The organism is Ruegeria sp. BI12 (assembly GCF_056537985.1).
On sequence record NZ_JBQFSL010000001.1, the window covers coordinates 2,561,447 to 2,582,209 of the forward strand.

Annotated in this window: 16 protein-coding genes and 1 tRNA gene; 11 read left to right on the top strand and 6 right to left on the bottom strand. The window is 57.5% G+C overall.

What is annotated here, in order from left to right; all coding sequences use genetic code 11:
- The first annotated feature begins 80 nt into the window (after positions 1-80).
- Genes ACR0AK_RS12935 through ACR0AK_RS12950 form a run of 4 tightly spaced genes read left to right on the top strand, consistent with a single transcriptional unit; the run spans position 81 to position 4,555 of the window.
- On the top strand, positions 81-791 hold the full coding sequence (locus ACR0AK_RS12935; RefSeq protein WP_480793575.1) for a GntR family transcriptional regulator: 711 nt from the start codon (positions 81-83) through the stop codon (positions 789-791).
- A gap of 7 nt (positions 792-798) precedes the next feature.
- On the top strand, positions 799-1,716 hold the full coding sequence (locus ACR0AK_RS12940) for a dihydrodipicolinate synthase family protein (protein WP_170559164.1): 918 nt from the start codon (positions 799-801) through the stop codon (positions 1,714-1,716).
- A 5-nt stretch (positions 1,717-1,721) separates the two neighbouring features.
- Complete coding sequence (locus ACR0AK_RS12945) at positions 1,722-3,218, top strand: aldehyde dehydrogenase (protein ID WP_480793576.1); 1,497 nt, start codon at positions 1,722-1,724, stop codon at positions 3,216-3,218.
- On the top strand, positions 3,215-4,555 hold the full coding sequence (locus ACR0AK_RS12950) for an NAD(P)/FAD-dependent oxidoreductase (RefSeq protein WP_480793577.1): 1,341 nt from the start codon (positions 3,215-3,217) through the stop codon (positions 4,553-4,555). Before ACR0AK_RS12945 ends, ACR0AK_RS12950 begins: the two co-directional genes overlap by 4 nt.
- Before the next feature lie 4 nt (positions 4,556-4,559).
- Here ACR0AK_RS12950 and ACR0AK_RS12955 read toward each other — a convergent pair whose 3' ends face one another.
- The 5 genes from ACR0AK_RS12955 to ACR0AK_RS12975 all read right to left on the bottom strand — a co-directional run bounded on the left by ACR0AK_RS12955 (position 4,560) and on the right by ACR0AK_RS12975 (position 10,743).
- Complete coding sequence (locus ACR0AK_RS12955) at positions 4,560-5,294, bottom strand: SDR family NAD(P)-dependent oxidoreductase (RefSeq protein WP_480793578.1); 735 nt, start codon at positions 5,292-5,294, stop codon at positions 4,560-4,562.
- Positions 5,291-6,022 carry an SDR family NAD(P)-dependent oxidoreductase gene (locus ACR0AK_RS12960; RefSeq protein WP_480793579.1) on the bottom strand — a complete coding sequence of 244 codons (732 nt, stop codon included), beginning with the start codon at positions 6,020-6,022 and terminating at the stop codon, positions 5,291-5,293. The genes ACR0AK_RS12955 and ACR0AK_RS12960 overlap by 4 nt, the downstream gene beginning before the upstream one ends.
- A gap of 11 nt (positions 6,023-6,033) precedes the next feature.
- A complete protein-coding gene (locus ACR0AK_RS12965; protein ID WP_480793580.1) occupies positions 6,034-7,137 on the bottom strand; it encodes a mandelate racemase/muconate lactonizing enzyme family protein in 1,104 nt (367 codons plus the stop codon).
- Between the two features lie 76 nt (positions 7,138-7,213).
- Positions 7,214-8,761 (bottom strand): trimethylamine methyltransferase family protein, encoded by a 1,548-nt coding sequence (locus tag ACR0AK_RS12970; protein WP_480793581.1) that lies wholly within the window; start codon positions 8,759-8,761, stop codon positions 7,214-7,216.
- Between the two features lie 155 nt (positions 8,762-8,916).
- The gene (locus ACR0AK_RS12975; protein WP_170559171.1) at positions 8,917-10,743 is read right to left on the bottom strand and encodes a BCCT family transporter; all 1,827 of its coding nucleotides are present in this window, start codon (positions 10,741-10,743) and stop codon (positions 8,917-8,919) included.
- Positions 10,744-11,300: 557 nt separating this feature from the next.
- On the opposite strand from ACR0AK_RS12975, the gene ACR0AK_RS12980 reads away from it, so the two are divergent.
- From ACR0AK_RS12980 to ACR0AK_RS13010, 7 genes are all read left to right on the top strand, one after another.
- Complete coding sequence (locus ACR0AK_RS12980) at positions 11,301-12,206, top strand: LysR substrate-binding domain-containing protein (RefSeq protein ID WP_170559173.1); 906 nt, start codon at positions 11,301-11,303, stop codon at positions 12,204-12,206.
- Between the two features lie 99 nt (positions 12,207-12,305).
- A complete protein-coding gene (locus tag ACR0AK_RS12985; RefSeq protein ID WP_170559175.1) occupies positions 12,306-13,460 on the top strand; it encodes an aromatic ring-hydroxylating oxygenase subunit alpha in 1,155 nt (384 codons plus the stop codon).
- A gap of 59 nt (positions 13,461-13,519) precedes the next feature.
- Positions 13,520-13,759 carry a hypothetical protein gene (locus tag ACR0AK_RS12990; protein ID WP_480793582.1) on the top strand — a complete coding sequence of 80 codons (240 nt, stop codon included), beginning with the start codon at positions 13,520-13,522 and terminating at the stop codon, positions 13,757-13,759.
- Positions 13,760-13,869: 110 nt separating this feature from the next.
- The gene (locus tag ACR0AK_RS12995; RefSeq protein WP_480793583.1) at positions 13,870-16,290 is read left to right on the top strand and encodes a GcvT family protein; all 2,421 of its coding nucleotides are present in this window, start codon (positions 13,870-13,872) and stop codon (positions 16,288-16,290) included.
- 103 nt (positions 16,291-16,393) lie between these two features.
- Positions 16,394-17,863: a flavin-containing monooxygenase gene (locus ACR0AK_RS13000; protein ID WP_480793584.1), complete on the top strand. Its 1,470-nt coding sequence runs from the start codon at positions 16,394-16,396 to the stop codon at positions 17,861-17,863.
- Between the two features lie 4 nt (positions 17,864-17,867).
- A complete protein-coding gene (locus ACR0AK_RS13005) occupies positions 17,868-18,842 on the top strand; it encodes an alpha/beta fold hydrolase (RefSeq protein ID WP_170559183.1) in 975 nt (324 codons plus the stop codon).
- An 81-nt stretch (positions 18,843-18,923) separates the two neighbouring features.
- A tRNA-Met gene (locus ACR0AK_RS13010) sits at positions 18,924-19,000 on the top strand.
- Between the two features lie 855 nt (positions 19,001-19,855).
- On the opposite strand, the gene ACR0AK_RS13015 is transcribed toward ACR0AK_RS13010, so the two are convergent.
- A complete protein-coding gene (locus ACR0AK_RS13015) occupies positions 19,856-20,725 on the bottom strand; it encodes a LysR family transcriptional regulator (RefSeq protein WP_480793585.1) in 870 nt (289 codons plus the stop codon).
- Positions 20,726-20,763 lie beyond the last annotated feature (38 nt).

Here is a 20,763-nt window from a genome sequence, read left to right on the forward strand (position 1 = left end):
ATACAAGTTGTATTTTCTTCGAATACAGAGAAAAGGTAAAACAACCGGCGCGATTCGTACAGCGGTCGGTGGAGGAACCGATGAAAGACGACGCCAAGTCTCGTAAAGCTGAACTGATGGAGCATCTGAAAGTGTCGATCCTGACGCTGCGCCTGCAACCGGGCACGGATCTGGACGAGGCGCATCTGTCCGACGCTTTTGGCCTGTCCCGCACGCCATTGCGTGAAGTGTTCCGGCAATTGGCTGGCGAAGGTTATCTGGACCTGCGCACCAACCGCAGTGCCCGAGTGTCCGAAATGTCCTATACGACTCTGCGCGACTTCTTTCTGGCCGCACCTATGGTGTATGGGGCGATATTGCGACTTGCCGCTCAGAATGCCACACGGACGCAGATTGACGACCTAAAAGACGCGCAGCTGGCGTTCAAGGCTGCGTTGCGGTCCGGATCCACCGAAGATCGGGCGCTGGCAAACAACCGCTTTCACGATGTGACCGGCGAGATGTCAGCCAATGTTTATTTACTGCCGTCATTCAACCGGTTGCTGATCGACCACGCCCGGATCGGGATGACATTTTACAGGCCTCAGTCAGCACATAAGGCTGAGAACCTATCTGAAGCCAGTCGCCAGCATGACGCTATTATCGCCGCCATCGAGGCGGGCGATGAGACGGCGGCCGCGCAGCTGGCCGAAGACCACTGGAACCTGTCACGCGACCAAATCGAGTTGTTTGTGATGCCTGACGCACTGGATGTCCCGATGGGCATCCCGCCCCTTTCAAAACCTGCATGAGGACGGAATGAACCCGATTTTCAGATTTGAGGGGATATATACCCCTGTGGTCACGCCCTATCACGCCAATGGAAGCGTGAACTGGGATGCTCTGGCGCAGGTGATCGAATACCTGATTGAGAATGGCGTGCATGGATTGATCTCTGGTGGATCGACCGGTGAGAATTACGCCCAAACTGTTGCAGAACGATTGGAGCTGGCAACATTCACGCACAAGCAGTTGAAAGGTCGGTTGCCCTTGGTGGTTGGAACCGGAGCGATGCTCACACCGGATTCGATCGCGCTAGCGTCTGGCGCGCGAAAGATCGGCGCGGATGCGATCCTGCTCGCCAGCCCGCCTTATTCGGTGCCGACCGACCGGGAAAACGCGCTGAATGCGCTGGCCATCGACAAGGCGGCTGATCTGCCGGTGATGCTTTACAATTACCCTCACCGTACCGGCACGATGATGGGTGAAGAATTCCTTGACCGTGTGGGGCGTAGCCGGAATTTTTGCGGCATCAAGGAAAGCTCGGGCGATATCAACCGGGTGCACCTGCTGGCCCGCGACTACCCACATATCCAACTGGGTTGTGGCATGGATGATCAGGCCCTGGAGTTCTTTGCTTGGGGCGCGCCGTTCTGGGTGTGCGGCGGATCGAACTTCCTGCCAGCCGAGCACGTGGCGTTGTATCAGGCCTGTGTCATTGAAGGCAATTTCGCAAAAGGACGCCGGATCATGAGCGCCATGATGCCGCTGATGCGGGTGCTGGAACAGGGCGGCAAGTTTATCCAGACGATCAAGCATGGCGTGACGATGAACGGGATCGACGCAGGTGCGATGCGGCCTCCGCTAAAGGGCCTGAACAAGGATGACAAACGCGCACTGGAACAAGTGACCCGCGTGCTGAAAAAGACAATCGCTGACATCGTGGCGGAAGGGTGAAAGACATGGATCTGCAGACACAGGACGAATACCAATCCATCGCCGCAGGCCTGGCCCTGCCGACCGGAGCCTTCATCGACGGCGCTTTCCGTCCGGCGATCTCCGGCAAGACCTTCGAAACGGTGAACCCCGCCACAGGCACAAAACTGGCCGATATCGCCGCATGCGACGCAGCAGATGTGGACTTTGCCGTCGAAAAGGCGCGGGAAGCGTTCGACGATGGCCGCTGGTCTAAGATGCACCCCTCGGATCGCAAGGACGTCCTGATCCGACTTTGCAAGCTGATGACCCGAAACGCCCGCGAACTGGCAGTGATGGAGAGCATCGACAGTGGCAAGACCATCTATGACTGCGAAACCGTGGACGTGCCCGAGACGATCCACTGCTTGAAATGGCACGCCGAAGTGATCGACAAGATTTATGATCAGGTTTCGCCCGCCAGCGACGACCACATCGCCATGATCGTGCGCGAGCCGATTGGTGTCGTCGGGCTGGTTTTGCCGTGGAACTTCCCGCTGCTGATGCTGGCGTGGAAGATTGGACCCGCGCTGGCGGCGGGCTGTTCGGTTGTGGTGAAACCGGCGACCGAGACCTCTCTGACCGCCCTGCGTCTGGCCGAACTTGCAATGGAGGCCGGTCTGCCACGCGGTGTTCTGAACATCGTTCCGGGTGGTGGCGCAGAGGTCGGCGAACCCATCGGGCGGCATTCGGATATCGACATGGTGTCCTTCACCGGCTCGACCGCCACCGGCAAAAGGTTCCTGACCTATTCGGCCGAAAGCAACGCCAAGGAAGTGGTGCTTGAAATGGGCGGCAAGAACCCCGCCATAGTGATGGAAGATGCGGAAAACCTGGACCGCGTCGCCGCGCATATCGTCAACGGTGCGTTCTGGAATATGGGCGAGAACTGCTCGGCCTCGTCGCGTTTGATCGTGCATAAGGATGTGAAGGCAGAACTGCTGGAGCGCATCGCCCATCATACAAAACAGTGGAATATCGGCGACCCGCTTGACCCGGAAACCCGCATGGGAGCACTGGTTAGCGAAGGCCATTACAACAAGGTTTGCGGCTATCTGGATCAGGCTGAAAACGTGGTGATCGGCGGCAAGGCGGACAAAGGGTTTGTCGAAGCCACCGTAGTCGAAGTCCCTAACAACGACGCCCCCTTGGCGCGGGAAGAGATCTTTGGCCCGGTTCTATCGGTGATAGAGGTTTCGGGTTTCGATGAGGCCATCAAGATCGCCAACGACACCGAGTACGGACTGTGTGCGTCGATCTTCACCGCCAACGCCAAACGCGCCATTCGCGGCGCGCGGGCAATCCGGGCGGGTACCGTTACGGTCAACAGCTTTGGCGAGGGCGATATCACCACACCCTTCGGCGGCTACAAGCAATCGGGTTTTGGCGGGCGCGATAACTCGGTTCACGCTCATGATCAATACACCCAACTGAAAACCATCTGGATCGATTTGGCCGATGATGCGGATGAGGCGGTCGATTGACGACTTATACCGCAAAGCGGCTACCGCAGCAGACTGGTCCGGCAGGGTGGAACGCCATCCTGCCGCCGCAAACACCGCTGCCGCGGCTGGAACAGAACATTGCAGCCGACGTAACGATTGTCGGTGGCGGGTTTGCCGGGCTGAGTGCGGCGCGCCGGTTGCACCAGCTAGACCCTACACTCAAGATTGTCCTTTTAGAGGCCGGGTGCTTTGCCGACGGATCCGCGGGTCGCAATTCGGGTTTTATGATCGACCTGCCGCATGATCTGGCGTCAGACAATTACGCCGGTGAGGGGCTAGAAGCCGACCGCGCGACTATAGCTCTGAACCGCCGTGCCATTGGGTTTGCAAAGAAAGTGGCGGACGAGTGCAACCTGCCGCGGGAAATGTTCGACCCCTGCGGCAAGTTCAACGCTGCCGCCACCCGTGCCGGAGACAAGCACAATCGCGAGTTTGCCGCGCATCTGGACCGGTTGGGCGAACCATATACGCTTTATGATCGCCAACAGATGCAAGAGATCACGGGCAGTCCGCATTATTCCTCGGGCCTTTATGCGCCCGGCACCGTGATGATCCAACCCGCTGGCTATATTCGAGCTTTAACCTCTGGCCTCTCGGTACAGGTCGATCTTTTCGAAAACTCACCCGTGACCGGATTTGAGAAACAAGGCACGGGGTGGCTGGTAAAAACACCTGATGCGCAGGTTTCGACAGGTCGGATCATTCTGGCCAATAACGGCCATTTGGAAAGCTTCGGGTTCTACGAACGGCGGCTGATGCATATCTGTCTCTACGCGTCGATCACTGAGCGTTTGACGCCTGCACAGATTAAGACATTGGGAGGCCAGCCCCGCTGGGCCGTCACCCCAGCCGATCCGATGGGCACCTCAGTCCGGCGCGTCTCGGGCAGTTATGGCGACCGACTGCTGATCCGCACCTGTTCGACCTTCCACCCGACGATCGAGACCAGCCCCATGCGCCTGCGCAATGCAGGCTGGGTGCATGACCGCAAGTTCCGTGAACGGTTTCCGCATCTGCCAGATGTGCGAATGGAGCATCGTTGGGCAGGCATGCTCTGCCTCAGCCGAAACGGGTCCGCCGCATTCGGAGAGCTGGACGACAACATCTTCTCTGCTTGCTGTCAGAACGGTTTGGGGATTGCCAGAGGGACGCTGCAAGGCATGGCTGTCGCAGAACTAATCACACAGAGCGAATCCGACATCGCGGATCATTTCCTGGCTCAACCAATGCCGCCGCGACTACCGCCAGAGCCGTTTGCCTCACTCGGTGCAAACAGCTATTTGATTTGGAAAGAGTGGCGTTCCGGCAAGGAATGACGGGTCAGGGCAGGCTGAGCTTCGTCATACGGCCACCATCAACAGTGTAAACCTGACCGGTGACAAAACTGGCCTCCTCGGACGCAAGAAAGGCCGCTAACGCAGCGACCTCCTCTGGTCGACCGGTCCGGGTGACAGGGTGAATGCGGCCAATATCACGGCGAAATGCATCTGGATCAGGCTGGGCGTCGATGAATTCCATGTTCAATTCGGTGTCGATCCAACCGGGGGCTACCGCGTTGCACCGGATACCGTCCGCGCCATGATCGACGGCAATTGCGCGGGTCAAGCCATGCAGCCCGGCCTTCGTCGCGCAATAGGCCGCATGCCCGGGATTGCTGCCCAGCCCTTCGATCGAGCCAATGTTGACAATACTTCCTTGCGTCTTCCGCAGATAGGGCAGCGCGGATTTGATCAGCAGAAAAGGGGCCGTCAGGTTGACCGCCAGGTTGCGGTGCCAGTCATCCAGGCTCATGTCCTCGACAGGGGATTCCTGCATCATGCCCGCATTGTTGACCAGAACGTCCAAACGCCCTGCGCGTTCGATAACACTGGCAATAACTGCGGCCGGGCTGTCCGGATTGCAAAAATCCGACTCGATCGCTTCAAACTCGGTGTCCTGCCCGCGCTGCGCGGTAAACACCCGCGCCCCGTCCTGGCGCAGTCGTTCAGCAATGGCCCGACCGATCCCGCTGCGTCCGCCGGTGACAAGGGCGGTTTTGCCATTAAATCGAGTCATGATACCGGCTTGCCTCCATTCACTTCCAGCAACGCACCACAAACATACCGCGACGCATCCGAGGCCAGAAACAGGATCACGTCGGCAATATCCTCAGGTTCGGCAATTCTGCCCAAGGGAACAGTCTGTCCCAGCTCGGCCACCGCGGTGTCCGGGTCGAACCCGCGCTTGGCGAACCCAGACCGCAGCATAGGCGTGTTCACCTCGTTCGGGCAAACGGCGTTGATGCGGATGCCCTGATGGGCGTGGTCCATCCCCATACATTGGGTCAGCGAAGCGATCGCGGCTTTGGTCATGCAGTAGACCGCATGGTTTGGGCCAGGACGCAGACCCCAACAGGATGCGGTGTTCACAATCGCCCCGCCCCCGTTGGCAGCCATAATCGGGATTGCAGCGCGGCAAATGCGAAATGGGGCCTCGACATTCACTCCCAGTGACAAGGACCAATCCTGATCCGAGGTTTCGGTAACGGGACCACGCGCAATGGCGCCTGCGTTGTTGACCACAATGTCCAACCCGCCCAGCGCGTCCGCCGCCCGTTTCGGCAGCGCATCGGCATATGCCGCGTCCAGCAGATCACCGGGCAGATGGGCCTCGGCATCCACCCCTTCGACCATGCGGTCGGCGACGGCGACTCGCGCACCGGCGGCACGCAACCGCCGCACCAGAGACCCCCCGATCCCACCGGCCGCACCCGTGACCAAAGCTGATTTTCCCATGAAATCCATGGCTTGCTCCTTCAGAACGACGCGACCGGGGTGCCAAAGCGAGTTTCGTCGGGCACGACACCCAACCCCGGTCCAGTCGGTACTTGGATGTGCCCACCGTCAATCCGGATTCCATTCTGGGCATCGTAGTTGCCTTCGATGTATGGCGCGGCCAGCCAAACACCTTCCAGCAGATCGGGTCGGACCGTCGCGCCGATATGCACGCAGGCCGCGGCGATAATGTCCCCGCCCCAACTGTCGTCGCAGGTATGAGGCAGATTGCGCGCCTCGCAGAGGTCTCGGAACGTGCGCATTGGCTGCAGGCCACCTATCCGTGTGACTTTCATACCAAACCCATCCACCAAGCCAGTGCCGGCCGCTGAGATAACGGTATTCAGATCGGTGGAATTCTCGTCCATGTAGATCGGATGGCCAAGTTGTGGCCGTATCTTTTGCAGGTCCTCAATCGTGTTGCAGGGTTGTTCCATGACAAACGGGATGTCCGGGCATTCGCGACTGACGCGCAATGCGTCGCGGGTTGTCCAACCTCGGTTTCCGTCCACGGCCAAGCGCATTCCGGACCCGCCAATGACCTCCCACACTTTGCGGATGGTTTCGATGTCAACCTCAACCGGCCGGCCGCCAACCTTGATTTGCAGTCGCGGATAGCCTTCGGCCAATTTTCCGGCTGCCAGAGTTGCGATATCATCCGGCGCCCCAACACCAGTCGCGTAATACGACGGAACCTTGTCCACTTCGGCACCGCCGAGCAGTTCCGATACGCTGACACCAAAATGCTTGCCGAGCAAGTCATGCGCTGCAATGTCTATGGCCGCTTTGGCATAGTTGTGGCCGTTTAGAAGTCCATCCATCCGACGGTGCAGCCCCAGCAGCGAAACCTCGGCGCCTAGCAACCCATTTGCCATTTGGGCCACAGCGGCACGCGCACCAGCGGCGTGTGCCTCGGCATACGTGGGGCCAACCGGGCAAGTCTCACCCCATCCAACCAATCCATTGTCGGTCACCAACTTAACCACTGTGGCGTCCAGCGCCCAAACCTCGGCGTTGGCCATTGTATAGGGGCCGTTCTTGACGGGCAGATCGTGGCTATAGATGTGAATTTCGGTAATTTTCACTGCAGATATTCCGTCGTGTCTTGAAAGGAAAAAACCCGCCCTGTTTTCGGGCGGGCAAGTCTCGGGGGAGATGATCCTAGTAACTCTGGTTCAGCTCGTCAGCCGCCGGGATCTCGCGCTCACGCCGGGCGATGTATTCCAGCAGGGCTTCGTTTTTCGCCTCGTCCAGTTTGGGTTCCTCATATTCGGCCAGCAACGCGCGTGCCCGACCCAACGCGCGTTCCGTAATTTCGACACTTCCTTCGGCCTGCCATTGTTCGATCGAGTTGTTGTCGAACAGTTCAGGCATGAAGAAAGCGTCCTGAAAGTTGTCCTGCGTGTGGGGATGGCCCAGATAGTGACCACCGGGGCCGACATCCGGCACGGCAGCAAGGGCCTGATCGAAATCGTGCCACTTGGGCCCTTCGGCCATGCGGTAAGCCATGGCGCATTGTTCGGCATCTACGATGAACTTGGCGACCGAGCAGTGCATCCCCGCTTCGTTCCACCCCGCCGAGTGCCAGATGTAGTTGGCACCAGCATGCATGACCGCCTGCAAGGTCGTTGCGGATTCATATCCGGCCTGCGCGTCGAACGTCTTGGCCCCGCCCAGGGTGTTCGACGTGCGCCAGGGCACACCGTAGTAGCGTGCCATTTGGCCGATCATGAAGTTCATCAAGCTGATCTCGGGCGTGCCCGCCATCGGTGCACCGGACTTCATCGACACAGTCGACAGGTAGTGACCATAGATCGCCGGTGCACCCTTGCGAATGACCTGTGTGTAGGCCAGCGCACTGAGAGCCTCGGCATTCAACTGCGCTACGGTTGCCGGAACAGATGCAGGCGTGTTGGCGCCCCCGAGGACGAACGGCGAGCAGAGCACCGGCTGCTTGCGACGACAAAAAGCGCGCATCGCACCCAGCATGGTTTCATCCCAAACCAAGGGCGAGTTGCCGTTACAGTTGCCGGTGGTTACCGGATGGTCCTCTAAGAACTCCTCGCCGAACAGGATCGCACACATATCCATCACATCCTCGGCGTTCTTAGGCGAGGTGGTCATGCCCATGAACGTCTTGTCCGAATGCTTCATCGAGGAATAGGTGATCCGCAGGTGCCGTTGACTGATCGGGTGATCATACGGTTCTACGATGTGATGCGCCGAAGAATGCAGAGCAGGCATCATATGGCTGAGCTTGTGAAACATTGCCAGATCGTCCAGCGTCGGGTTGCGGCGCACGTCGTCCAGATCGCGCAGGAACGGCGCACCGGTCATCGGCACAAAGATCGAGTGCCTGCCACCCAAACGAACATTCTTTTTAGAGTCACGTGCGTGGTAGGTGAAATCACTTGGGATAGTGGCAATCAACTCGCGCACCAAGCCACGGTCCAGATAGACCAGTTCGCCTGATACCTTGGCACCGGCTTTCTTCCAGTCCTCTAAAGCGATGGGATCGCGAAACTGAACACCGACATTTTCCAGAATGTCCATCGAGGCGGCATCGATGCGTTCGATCTGGCTGCCGTCCATCACTTCACACAACGGAATGCCGCGGGTCAGGCCGGGCAACATTTCAAAGTTCGGGGCGGTGCGCAGGGCGCGACGGGCAGAGCGTCCGCCTGAGCGTGTCGCAGTACGAATATTCACGGTGCAATCCTCCAGTCTTGTTAACCAGACTGACGGATTCGGCGGCCTTGCACCTCACTGATTGCGATATCTGGCTGCAGGAAGCGACACAGGCAACCGAACGAAAAACGCCGCCCCGGTCGGGGCGGCGTCTGTTTTGGCACTATGAGCTATACTTATTCAGCGGCCTGTGTGCTCGTGTCAGAGTGCTGGTCACGCCGACCGTCGCGGTAGAGCGCCTTGGCCAACGACACCATCATCAGCCCCATAACCATGGTAAATGGTAACGCGCCAATGATCATAGCGTTGCGCAACGCGTCCATCGGATTGTTTTCGCCTGCTGCCAGGATCAAAGCACCGATCACGGCTGTAAGAATAACACCCCAGATGATGCGATGCTTGATGCCGGTTTCCTGGCTGCCACCCGACATGATGGTGTTCATCACTAGAATGCCCGAGTCCGCGGAGGTCACCAGGAAGGTCATGATCAGGATCACGCACATGACGTTCAACATGGACAACAGCCCACCGTCGATCATGTAGGACAGTGTCACGAACAGCTTATTGGTGTTCGACGCACCGATGATCGCGCCTTCAGCAGCACCGGCCAATTCCAGATCAATCGCAGTACCGCCCAGAATGGTCATCCACGCAAAACATACCAGCGCTGGCGCGAACACACAGCCCAGAATGAATTCGCGTACAGAACGACCCTTGGAGATGCGCGCAAGGAACAATCCCACAAACGGCGAGAATGCAATCCACCAGGCCCAATAGAAGGTGGTCCAGCCCGACTGCCAACCAAACTGACGTCCTTGCTCACCAGCAGCGTAGACTGCAGCCAGAGTGTCATCGCTCAGCTCTGCAGCGGCACCTTCGAGACCGCTTTTGAAGCCATCAAAGCTGCCCCATGCGTTCGTTGCGCCACCCACAAGGTCAGCCGCATGCGCCTGTGCTTCCGCAGGCAGAGCCGCAGTAAAGGCTTCAACCGACAACGGACCATATGCACCAAAGCTCATCGAAAGGAAGTGCAGCAGGTAGTCAACCAGGGCCGTGCCATAGGTCGTCATGGCAAAGACAAACGAGCCGAATACGACAAAGGTGCCCAGCAGGATGATCGACAGAACAAGGTTCAGGTTCGACAGGTATTTAACACCGCGACCAACACCCGACACCGCCGAAATGATCGACAGTCCCATGATGACAACCAGACCTGCGATCAGGCCAACTTTGCTCGGGGTCGGCACTTCACCACCAAAATCCATGATCCATCCCATCCCAGTGATGGCATACAAACCGTCGATGAACTGGCTGACACCAAACCCGATGGTAACGGACACGCCGAGAATTGTTGCAACAACGCCCAGAACGTCAACGACATGGCCAAGAAAACCGTTCATCAGGCGACCAAACAGTGGGGTAAGTGCCGCGCGAATGGTCAAAGGCATGTCACGGGTATAGGCGTAATAGGCCAGCGACAGACCGGTCACCACGTAAATCGCCCAGGCGTGGAAGCCATAGTGCAGGAAAGTGTACCGATAAGCCGACTGAACGGACTCTGGGTCGTTACCTGCAACAGCGCCACCTACAACCTCGGGGTTTGACCCCCACAGTCCCAGCGGTTCAGCAGTCGCAAAAACCATCAGGCCGACACCCAGACCAGCGCCGAACATCATCGAGAACCAAGAGAAATTTGAGAATTCAGGCTTTTCGCCCGCTGTTCCCATGATCCGCTTTCCGGTTGCCGGGAGGGCTGCCACCACGACGAGGAAGAAGACAAACAAGCCAACAATGACAATGTAGAAGCTGTTGAAGATTTCCAGGATCTTGCCATTCCAGCTGCCGAGTGTGCTATTGGCATTGGCCGGGAAAATAAGCGCCCACAGTACAAGGGCAACCATTATGCCCTTACTGATCAGCGCGATTGGCACGCTGTAGTTTTCATAGAAACCGGCATCCGCCGTTTCTATCTCTAGATCCGTAAAGGGTTCGGGTATCGACATGTTGCTCCTCCGTGATGTCGTATTAATTTCGAAACTGTCTGTGCATTTCCCGCCATTTACCCAATCGCTTCTTACGTGGGAGATGGTGCTGCAGCAGACGTATCGGTTCTTTCTTGTTTCGTTCCTGTTTATCAGAAATGCTTCTCAGCGGCATGGTTCCGCGCCTGCTGGGTTGCATTGAATTCAACACACATTCCAATCTGGCGATATGCAGCCGTACCAACCGGGAGTGAGTTCCACGCCTCCTTCACTTTCCCTTTCGGCTTTCCCCGGTGGTCAGTTTGGGACGTCGTTAGGTCGCAGGCCCGTCACATGACGTCGGGATTTCGCTATTGAAAAGCCTGCAAAACACGACATTTGTTGGTAGAACTGACTATAGTGGCGCTCCGATCTAAATTCGGCCAGAACCGACGCATTGGCGAAAAATGCGACATTCGCCGTTAACATGAGCCAAAAGAACATCAAATCTTTAAAAGCGCTATAGCTTTCACCTTCAAAAAAACTAAAACTGAGTTGACAAAAACTAAACTAAACCGAATAGCGATTCACCAGCCACTATGTCCCGACGCCATTACAACCTGCCGCCGCTGACAACATTGTCAGCCTTTGAGGCCGCCGCCCGTCACCTGAGCTTCAAGAACGCCGCCGTGGAATTGTCTGTCACGCCCGGTGCGGTCAGTCACCAGATCAAGGCGCTTGAAGGCGATCTGGACACGCCTCTCTTTCAACGCAAGCATCGCGGCGTTGACCTGACCGAAGACGGCAAAGCCCTGTACGAGGCGCTGTCCACGTCCTTTGGGCGCATCTCGAAAACGCTGAGCATGATCCGCGACCGATCCACGGCCGGAAAGGTGACCGTAGGATCGACAACAGCGGTTGCCGCGTTGTGGTTGTCTCCGGCCGTTATTCGGTTCTGGCGTGACATGCCCGAGGTCAATGTGGATCAGCTGTCGCAGGACCGACCCTTTCGCGATCGCCCAGACGTCGACTTTTTCATCCGCTACGGGCGGGACAGCGATCCGAACCTGTCACATACGCCGCTGTTTCGCGACCAGCTTGTCCCTGTTGGCAGCCCCGAGATGGCAGAGAGGCTGGCAGATGCCGGTCTCGAGGATCTGACGTCTGAACGGCTGATCCACCTGGATTCAGAAGACCGCACCTGGACCACGTGGCCCGAATGGTTCCAGCAGTTGGGATATAACGGCACCGTACCCGTTGAATCCCGCGTCAACAGCTACTCGGTCGCGCTGCAGCTGGCGCGGAAGGGTGCCGGGCTGGCGCTAGGTTGGCAGCGGTTGATTCAACCTATGCTGCAATCAGGTAAACTGGTTCCTATTGGCACGCATCAAGTGCCCGCGCCGAACCAGTTTTACCTGGTCGGACGCCGCGACGAAGAGCTCTCAGAGAGCGCCCGCGCCCTGAAAAACTGGATCGTTCAAGAGGTTCAGGAAGGCTCGGTTTAGGTGAAATCACCCTCTGATGAGCTTTTCTGATATTGAGGCAGGCAGGTTCGATCCGCCAATAGGGATAAAAAGCATCCAGCAAAACCTCAGGAGAGCCCGATGAACAAGCATAGCGCGCTGTCTTCCGTTCTGGCCGATGTAAATGTCGCAAATGGCCTGCCGAACGAACACTATGTCGACCCGGCCGTTTTCAACGAAGAAAAACGATCTGTGCTGTATGCCAACTGGTCCGGCATCGGGTTCGGCAAGGACGTACCAGAAGAAGGTGATGCAAAGCCGGTCGATTTTCTAGGCATGCCGCTGTTGGTTGTTCGGGACAAGGATGGCGAGGTTGGCGTTTTCCAGAACACCTGCCGCCACCGTGGGATGATCCTGGTGGACACGCCGCGCAAAATCGGCGGCGCAATCCGCTGCCCCTATCACAGCTGGTGCTACAGCCTGAAAGGCGAGCTGCGTGCAACTCCACACGTGGGTGGCCCAGGCCAGAACAAGCACGAGGACGTCAAGCGCGAAGACCTGGGCCTCGTTCGCGTACGCTCCTATGTCTGGCGGGATGTGATCTTTGTGAATGTCGATGGCAATGCGCCTGAGTTCGAAGAGGTTCACGGCCCTCTGCTGGAACGTTGGAAGGAATTTGAGAAACCCGTCTTCCACGGCGGTGAAACGTCCTCATTCAAGCTTGACGTCAAGACCAACTGGAAGCTGGCGGTCGAGAACTATTGCGAAAGCTATCACCTGCCATGGGTGCATCCCGGTCTGAACAGTTATTCGCGGCTGGAGGATCACTACAATATCGAAGAGCGCGGTCAGTATTCGGGCCAAGGGACCCTGGTTTACCGCCAACTGACAGATCAAGACGGCGCAACCTTCCCGGATTTTGACGGGCTGAGCGACAAGTGGAACGAAGGCGCTGAGTATATTGCGGTTTATCCAAACGTTCTGCTGGGCGTGCAGCGCGATCACGCATTTGCCATTGTGCTGGAGCCAGTCGATCAGGAAAACACCGTCGAACATATCGAGCTGTACTACGCCAAAAGCGTTGATGACACTCCACAGCATGATGGACTGCGTGCCTCGAACGCGCAGCTGTGGAAGACTGTATTCGAAGAGGATGTCTTTGTCGTCGAAGGCATGCAAAAAGGCCGACATGGTATGTTATTCGACGGCGGTCGGTTTTCGCCCGCTATGGACGGGCCGACGCATAACTTCCACCATTGGGTCGCGACGCAAGTCGAAAACGGCCGCGCAGGCTAACCTTATTGGATCGGCCAGCCAGTCAGAGGTTGGCCGGTCGACGACAAATAGGGACACCCATGGACAAACAGGAACTGGATCGACTTCTGCTGGACGCGCATGATCGCAACGATCCTGCCGACCTGATCCGGTACTACACCCTGGCCGCAGATGAGCGCGAAACGGCGCGGGACATCGACGCGGCCTGCTTTTACCTAACACATGCCTTCATTTTCGCGCTGGAATCCGGCGCGCCAGAAGCTGATGCGCTGAACGAGCGGCTGGTGGCATACGGCCGGGCGCATAAGCTGGATTTCTGAGTTTAGCTTCAGATTAAATTCACTCAACCCAACTTGAAATTTATGTCCATTGCCGGTGCCATTGCGATGATGACACATGGCGGCGGGACCAACTTTGATACGGCAGGCTCATGAAAACGAATGCACAGGCGGTGGTGATTGGCGGCGGGGTGATCGGGTGTTCGATCCTCTATCATTTGACCAAACTGGGATGGTCGGATGTGGTTCTGCTGGAACGGGATGAACTGACATCCGGGTCCACTTGGCACGCCGCGGCGAACATCCACGGGCTGCACGACAGCACCAATATCAGCCGCATTCAGCACTACACGATGAACCTGTACAAAGAGCTTGAAGCCGAAACCGGCCAAAGCTGTGGCGTGTTCCAGCCCGGTTCGCTGTATCTGGCGCAGACCGAAGAACGCGAACATCAACTGAAGTTGCAGGCCGCTAAGGCCAAGCTTTACGGCATGAACTTTTATGAGATCAGCATCGAAGAGGCCCAGCGACTAAACCCACTGGTCAACTACGATGGCATCCGTTGCGTGATGTACGAACCTGACGGCGGCAATGTGGACCCTTCGGGCGTCACAAATGCCTACGCGGTGGGCGCCCGGCAGCGTGGGGCCGAGATTCATCGCTTCACTCCGGTCACCGCGACCGACCAGCAAGAAGATGGCACCTGGATTGTGCGTACTCCCAAAGGCGATATCCGTACCCCTTGGGTCGTCAATGCCGCCGGTCTGTGGGGTCGCGAAGTCGCTAAATTGGCTGGCATCGAGCTTCCCCTGCAACCGACCGAGCATCAGTATTTCGTGACCGAAACCATGGCGGACGTGGCCGCGCACGGCACGCGCTTGCCTTCGGTCAGTGATCGCGACGGCGAATACTACCTGCGGCAGGAAGGTCAGGGCTTGCTGGTTGGCGCCTATGAAAAGGACATGAAATTCTGGGCCGAGGACGGCACGCCACTCGACTTCGCGCATGATCTCTTCCCCGACGATCTGGAACGGATCGAAGAGAATATGATGAACGCCATCGAACGTCTGCCCGCGGTGGGTGAAGCCGGTATAAAACGGGTTATCAACGGGCCGATGATCTGGTCGCCCGACAGCAACGTGCTGATGGGACCAGTGCCCGAGGTCGACGGCTATTTCTGTTGCAACGGTATCATCCCCGGCTTCTCGCAATCCGGCGGCATGGGCCTGATGGCGGCGCAATGGATCATCGAGGGTGAAACGCAGTACGATATGTTCGCCTGGGATATGGCTCGGTTCGATGACTGGGCGACGAAAGAGTTCACAATGGCCCGCGTTCAGGACCAGTACGCCCACCGGTTCGCCATTCACTTCCCCAACGAAGAGCGCAGCGCAGGTCGTCCGGCGCGTACGCGCCCTGTCTACGACACGCAGGCTCAAATGGGTGCCGTCTTCGGCCTGAATGCTGGCTGGGAACATCCGCTATGGTTCGCAGACACTCCGGGCGCCAAAGACACCAATGGTTTTACGCGTCAGAACTGGTGGGGACCGGTTGGCGAGGAATGCCGCATGCTGCGTGACCGCGCAGGGATCATCGACATCTCGAACTTTGCCAAATATGTCTGCAAAGGCCCCGGTGCCGAGGGTTGGCTCAACGCAGTTTTCGCCAACACTATGCCCAAGGCTGTAGGTCGGTCCTGCCTGACGCCGCTGATCTCGAAACGCGGAGGAATCGCTGGGGACTTCACCGTTACCCGCGTGGCCGAGGACGAATTCTGGGTCATCGGTTCAGGCATGGCGGAACGCTATCACAAGCGGTTCTTCAAGCAGGTTCCTCTGCCCAAGGGCACCACTTTCGAAAGCAAGACCCAAGCTGTGTGTGGATTCAACGTCGCGGGCCCAAAATCGCGCGAGATTTTGCAACGACTCACTAATACCTCACTCGCCACCGAGGATTTTCCGTTCATGCGGTCGGCGAAAATCGAACTGGCCGGGATCAAGGTGCTGGCCCTGCGGGTCTCGTTCACGGGTGATCTGGGGTGGGAGGTGCACTGCGCCACCGAAGATCAGGCCAACCTGTACGACGCGCTGCTTCAAGCCGGTCAGGAATTTGGCGCGGGTCCAGTTGGCAGTCGGGCATTGATGTCTTTGCGCGTCGAAAAGGGGTATGGGTCGTGGAGCCGCGAATACAGCCCCGAATACTGGCCGCATGAGGTAGGTCTGGATCGGTTGTGCAAGTTCAGCAAAGACTTTCTGAACAAGAACGCAGCCGAGACTGTTTTGACCAACCCTGCCCGCGAACAGCTTGTCCTTTTGCAACTGGATGAGGCAGACACCAGCGCGTCGAACGCCGACGCGACTGGCGGTGAGCCAATCTTCAAAAATGGTCAGGGTATCGGCCGCGTGACCTCTGGCGCTTATGGTTATTCCGTCAGCATGTCTCTGGCGCTTGGCTTTGTGACCGGTGCCAAAGCAGGGGATGAGGTCGAGGTGATGGTATTGGGACATCCGCACAAGGCGACCATTCTTTCCGAGCCGCCTTTTGATCCAAATGGTGAAATCCTGCGCGGCTGAATAAACCGAGAACGGCGCCTGACCCTACGGGAGGCTGTTCTCACGCATTCCAGCGCCTATAGTCTGACCCAACCATATCGGTCGTTTTGGGAGGGACGGGCGCATGGAATGTCAAACCGATATGCTGATCGTCGGCGCCGGGTTTTCCGGCCTGACGATGGCGATTGAGGCCCGCAAACGCGGCATCAAGAATATTGCGATCCTTGAAAAAGCGAATGAGATTGGCGGGACATGGCGTGAGAACACCTATCCCGGTGTCGCTTGTGATATCCCATCGCACCTCTATTCCATGGCAACGCATCTGAACCCAGACTGGAGCCGAGCCTACGCGGGCGGCGCTGAAATTCAGGCCTATCTGAAAAAGGTCTGCCTTGATGAGGGGATTTACGAGCTATGCCATTTCGGTCAGCAGCTGAAATCTGCCCGCTGGGACGGCATGCGCTGGCAGGTGGAAACCGAAAGTGGGCAGCGCTGGTCGGCGCGGTTTCTGGTCTCGGCCATAGGGGCACTGCATCTGCCCAGCATCCCCGATTTACCCGGTGCGGACAGTTTTCCCGGGCCTTGCTTTCACTCTGCCGAGTGGGATAACGACACGCCGCTGGAGGAAAAACGCGTCGCAGTTGTCGGAACCGGCGCATCCGCTGTCCAGTTTGTTCCAGAAATTGCGAAAACTGCTGCACACGTCACAATCTTTCAACGCAGCGCCCCCTATGTCCTGCCCCGCCCGGATGGCCCGATCGCGCCCTGGTTACGCCGCCTTTACCGCAGCATCCCGGTGTTACCTTGGGCACGCCGGAAACTGATTTACATGGTCTTCGAGTATCGCCATCGCGTGTTCCGCGGCGAAAAACGGATGGTAAATTTTGCCATGAAGATGTGGCGCAAATCGTTGGAAAGCGCGATCGCAGACCCGGGTCTGCGCAAACAGCTGACGCCGGACTATAGTATCGGCTGCAAACGCATCCTCAGCTCAAACGATTGGTACCCGGCGCTGGCGCGTGAAAACGTGACGGTGCTCCCGCACGGTGTGGCATCAATTGAGGGCGATCAGATCATTTCATCTGACGGAAGCCGTACACAGGCCGACGTCCTGATCTGGGGCACCGGGTTTCATGTCACAGATGTCGTCGAGCGCCTCGACATAACTGGATCCGATGGACTGACATTGCGCCAGGCATGGTCGGACGGAATGAAAGCTCATCTGGGTACTGCCATCGCAGGTTTCCCCAATTTCTTCATCTTGCTTGGGCCACACACCGGCCTCGGTCACAACTCGGTTGTGCTGATGATCGAAGCACAGGTTCGCCACATCGGCCGAGTGCTGGACCAGATGAACCGCGACGGACTGCAGATTATAACACCCCGCCCGGACTACCAGGAAGCCTTCGAACAGGAGATGCGCGAACGGCACAAAGGCAGCGTATGGCAGGTGGGTGGCTGCGCCTCATGGTATCAGGACGCAAAGGGCCGGAACACGACGCTTTGGCCCGGGACCGTTTCAGAGTATGAAAAGCGCATGGCGCAATCCGGGCTGGAACAATACCACCCTGCCCCTTCCTCAGGCGGAGAGTGATGAGATGACCACAATTCTAGTTATCGCCCTTCTGGTAGGCATCTTCTTTGTCGGCATGAACCTGTGGACCCGAAGACTTACCCAACAAGGGTTAGAGCGCGTACCGCAACTTGGACAGATTGTTCCAGTCCGGGGCGGAACCATTCATTTCGTTGAAAAGGGCGACCCAACCAAACAGACAATTGTCATGATCCACGGGCTTGCAGGGCAACTGCAGCATTTCACCTATGCCCTGATGGATTTGCTGGCAGATGACTACCACGTCATCGCAGTCGACCGCCCTGGCTGCGGATATTCGACCCGCGACGGTGCAGATCTTGGACGCCTGCCCGAACAGGCCCGAATGATTCAGGAGTTTCTGGATGCAAAAGGCATATCAAACGCCGTTCTGGTCGGTCACTCACTGGGTGGGGCCGTTTCGCTGGCTATGGCGCTGCAACACCCCGAGAAAACCAGGGCGCTCGCCTTGCTTGCCCCTTTGACGCAAAAGCTGCCCGCAACGCCGCAAGTTTTCAAACCACTGGAAATACGCACTGAGTGGTTGCGCAACTTTATCGGCAATACGATCGCCGTTCCTATATCCGCTAAGACCGCCCCGCACACGTTGGGGGCCGTTTTTGATCCGGAACCTGCGCCGGATGACTTTCTAGACCGCGCCGGCGGCGCGCTGGGGTTGCGGCCTTCGGCTTTCATAACGGCATCGCAGGACGTCGTCGGCGTGGATGAAAGCATCGAAAAACAGGTAAGCCGCTATACCGATTTGTCCGTACCCGGAGGCATTCTTTACGGGTCACGGGACGCCATTCTTTCACCTGCCGCCAACGGTGCCCCCATGATGCAGTTTGGACTGAGTGACGAACAAATCGAGGGTCTGGGCCATATGATCCTCATCACCGCACCCGACGCCTGCGCAGCGTTCATTCGCAGAATTGCGGATACCACTGAGGTCAGCGCGCAACCGGGAATCCAAGCGGATTGAACGGGCCAAAAATAATCGTCATTGAGCGGTGTTTCCCCCTTGACCCTTCCCGGTCCCTCGCTTAAATCGCCTCTCACTCATGGCGGAGTAGCTCAGTTGGTTAGAGCAGCGGAATCATAATCCGCGTGTCGGGGGTTCAAGTCCCTCCTCCGCTACCATCCCCCACTTCAGATTTTTTGGATCGAGACGAAGGTGTTTCTGCATCGATAATCCTCGACCGAAGAGCCATCGTTTCCCACAAGGGAAACAGTGATATCAGAAACGAAGGATCTGATGTCGTCCAGAGCGTTGGTTTCTGATATCACCAATGGATTGACCACCGCGCTCACAAAACCTGGACGCAGAACAGCGTCGGCTTTCGGGCGAATTTGCAGAGTTGTCAGGACAATTTGGGTAGGCGTGGCCGCCAGTTAAGACCGTTTCAACCGCGCCATCCCTGCAACCAGCAGAGATGGGTCGGCATGTACGACCCGATTAGCGTTTGTCGGACAGGTATTGCCATCAAGGCACGTACCGTCATCAGAGAGTTCAAACAAGGAATGAACTGAACGCGAGCAACCTTGCCGATTGCGGTGCCATTGAAGGTCACCGTCCCGCTCGGAATCCAAGCCTAGGCCGGATGGGTCACAACCCAAGCCCGGGAGGATGGAACAGATGAGTTCTGATCATCGACGACATCCACGCCCTGGTCGCCTCACTTCGCGAGTAAGGCGCACCCTTTCGCACCGAAATCACTGCGAGTCCCGGGGGCATGCAAATCCTCTGCGAAGATCCATAAGGTAGTGTTGTGGAGCTTTTTCAGCCAAGCTAATCACCATCAATTGGAAACTGGAACCAACGCGCTTGGGCTAATTGCCGTGGTCATATGTTAGATCAAATTCGTAAATCGGTGTGGCGCCACGAATATCGACTCTGCCGGCCTTTATTCCGAAGTCCAAACGTCTCTCCGAAGCCGCGCTCACAAAGCTCAGCTTCGTTTCGTAGCGGAAAAGCACCCACGGTTTCTCGCGTTGCTAGTCTTCGCGCATGAGCGCGACAACCTCATCAAGTTCCGGGCGTCGCCTTGACGGGTGCGGAAGGTTTATCACCAGCGCCCGACCTGTTTCGCAGGCTTGCGCAGACATGCGCACCAATTGTCCGGATTTGAGTACGGGCGCGATCAGGCTTCCATGTGCCATCAAGGCACCTGCCCCGGACTTGGCTTCTTCGACCGCAAGGCCATAAAGCGAGTATTTCGGCCCCTTGGTGGGGTCGCTGACATATGCCCCTGTCGCGTTGGACCACCGTTGCCAGTCATCCTGCCATGTCTGATCGTGCAGCAACGGAACAGATTCAAGATCACAATTGCCGGCCAACTCCGGCGCGCAAACCGGGAAAATCAGGTCCTTCTCAACGACTACCTGATTGGCCGACCCGTCGGGTTCGTCAATGAATACCGAAAGGTCGAATAGTTCGCGCGACAATCGAGGCGGTGTTTCCATGGCAGTTACCGAGAACTTCATATTTGGCCGAATTTTTCGGATCCGCCCCAAGCGGGCCGGCAGCCACAATTGCGCGACCGACGGTAAAGCCGCGATGTGAATCTCGACGCTTGGGCTCAGATTCCGCAGTTTCTGCGTTGCAGCGGCAAGCTGATCAAAGGCCATAGTGAATTCTCCAGCCAGTTCTCGCCCGGCCGCAGTCAGTTCAACCCCTTGCGCATTTCGCCGGAATAGCGGCACATCAGACCAGGCTTCAACCGTTTTGATATGCTGAGAAATCGCGCCGGGAGTGACGCTCAGCTCTTCAGCGGCTGCTACGAAACTGCCCAGCCTTGCCGCCGCTTCGAAGGCGCGGAGAGCATTTAGTGGTGGCCCTTTCGGGCGTCTTGGAAGAACAGCCATCAGCACAGACTCAGTTTTTCTACGCCAAGAAATAGCAA

What these genes read in the sequence shown, in the direction of transcription:
- ACR0AK_RS13000 (WP_480793584.1), top strand. Translation starts at nt 16,394, where the DNA reads ATGGAATGTCAAACCGATATGCTGATCGTCGGCGCCGGGTTTTCCGGC.
- ACR0AK_RS13005 (WP_170559183.1), top strand. Translation starts at nt 17,868, where the DNA reads ATGACCACAATTCTAGTTATCGCCCTTCTGGTAGGCATCTTCTTTGTC.
- ACR0AK_RS12935 (WP_480793575.1), top strand. Translation starts at nt 81, where the DNA reads ATGAAAGACGACGCCAAGTCTCGTAAAGCTGAACTGATGGAGCATCTG.
- ACR0AK_RS12980 (WP_170559173.1), top strand. Translation starts at nt 11,301, where the DNA reads ATGTCCCGACGCCATTACAACCTGCCGCCGCTGACAACATTGTCAGCC.
- ACR0AK_RS12940 (WP_170559164.1), top strand. Translation starts at nt 799, where the DNA reads ATGAACCCGATTTTCAGATTTGAGGGGATATATACCCCTGTGGTCACG.
- ACR0AK_RS12955 (WP_480793578.1), bottom strand. Translation starts at nt 5,294, where the DNA reads ATGACTCGATTTAATGGCAAAACCGCCCTTGTCACCGGCGGACGCAGC.
- ACR0AK_RS12995 (WP_480793583.1), top strand. Translation starts at nt 13,870, where the DNA reads ATGAAAACGAATGCACAGGCGGTGGTGATTGGCGGCGGGGTGATCGGG.
- ACR0AK_RS12985 (WP_170559175.1), top strand. Translation starts at nt 12,306, where the DNA reads ATGAACAAGCATAGCGCGCTGTCTTCCGTTCTGGCCGATGTAAATGTC.
- ACR0AK_RS12945 (WP_480793576.1), top strand. Translation starts at nt 1,722, where the DNA reads ATGGATCTGCAGACACAGGACGAATACCAATCCATCGCCGCAGGCCTG.
- ACR0AK_RS12960 (WP_480793579.1), bottom strand. Translation starts at nt 6,022, where the DNA reads ATGGATTTCATGGGAAAATCAGCTTTGGTCACGGGTGCGGCCGGTGGG.
- ACR0AK_RS12990 (WP_480793582.1), top strand. Translation starts at nt 13,520, where the DNA reads ATGGACAAACAGGAACTGGATCGACTTCTGCTGGACGCGCATGATCGC.
- ACR0AK_RS13015 (WP_480793585.1), bottom strand. Translation starts at nt 20,725, where the DNA reads ATGGCTGTTCTTCCAAGACGCCCGAAAGGGCCACCACTAAATGCTCTC.
- ACR0AK_RS12975 (WP_170559171.1), bottom strand. Translation starts at nt 10,743, where the DNA reads ATGTCGATACCCGAACCCTTTACGGATCTAGAGATAGAAACGGCGGAT.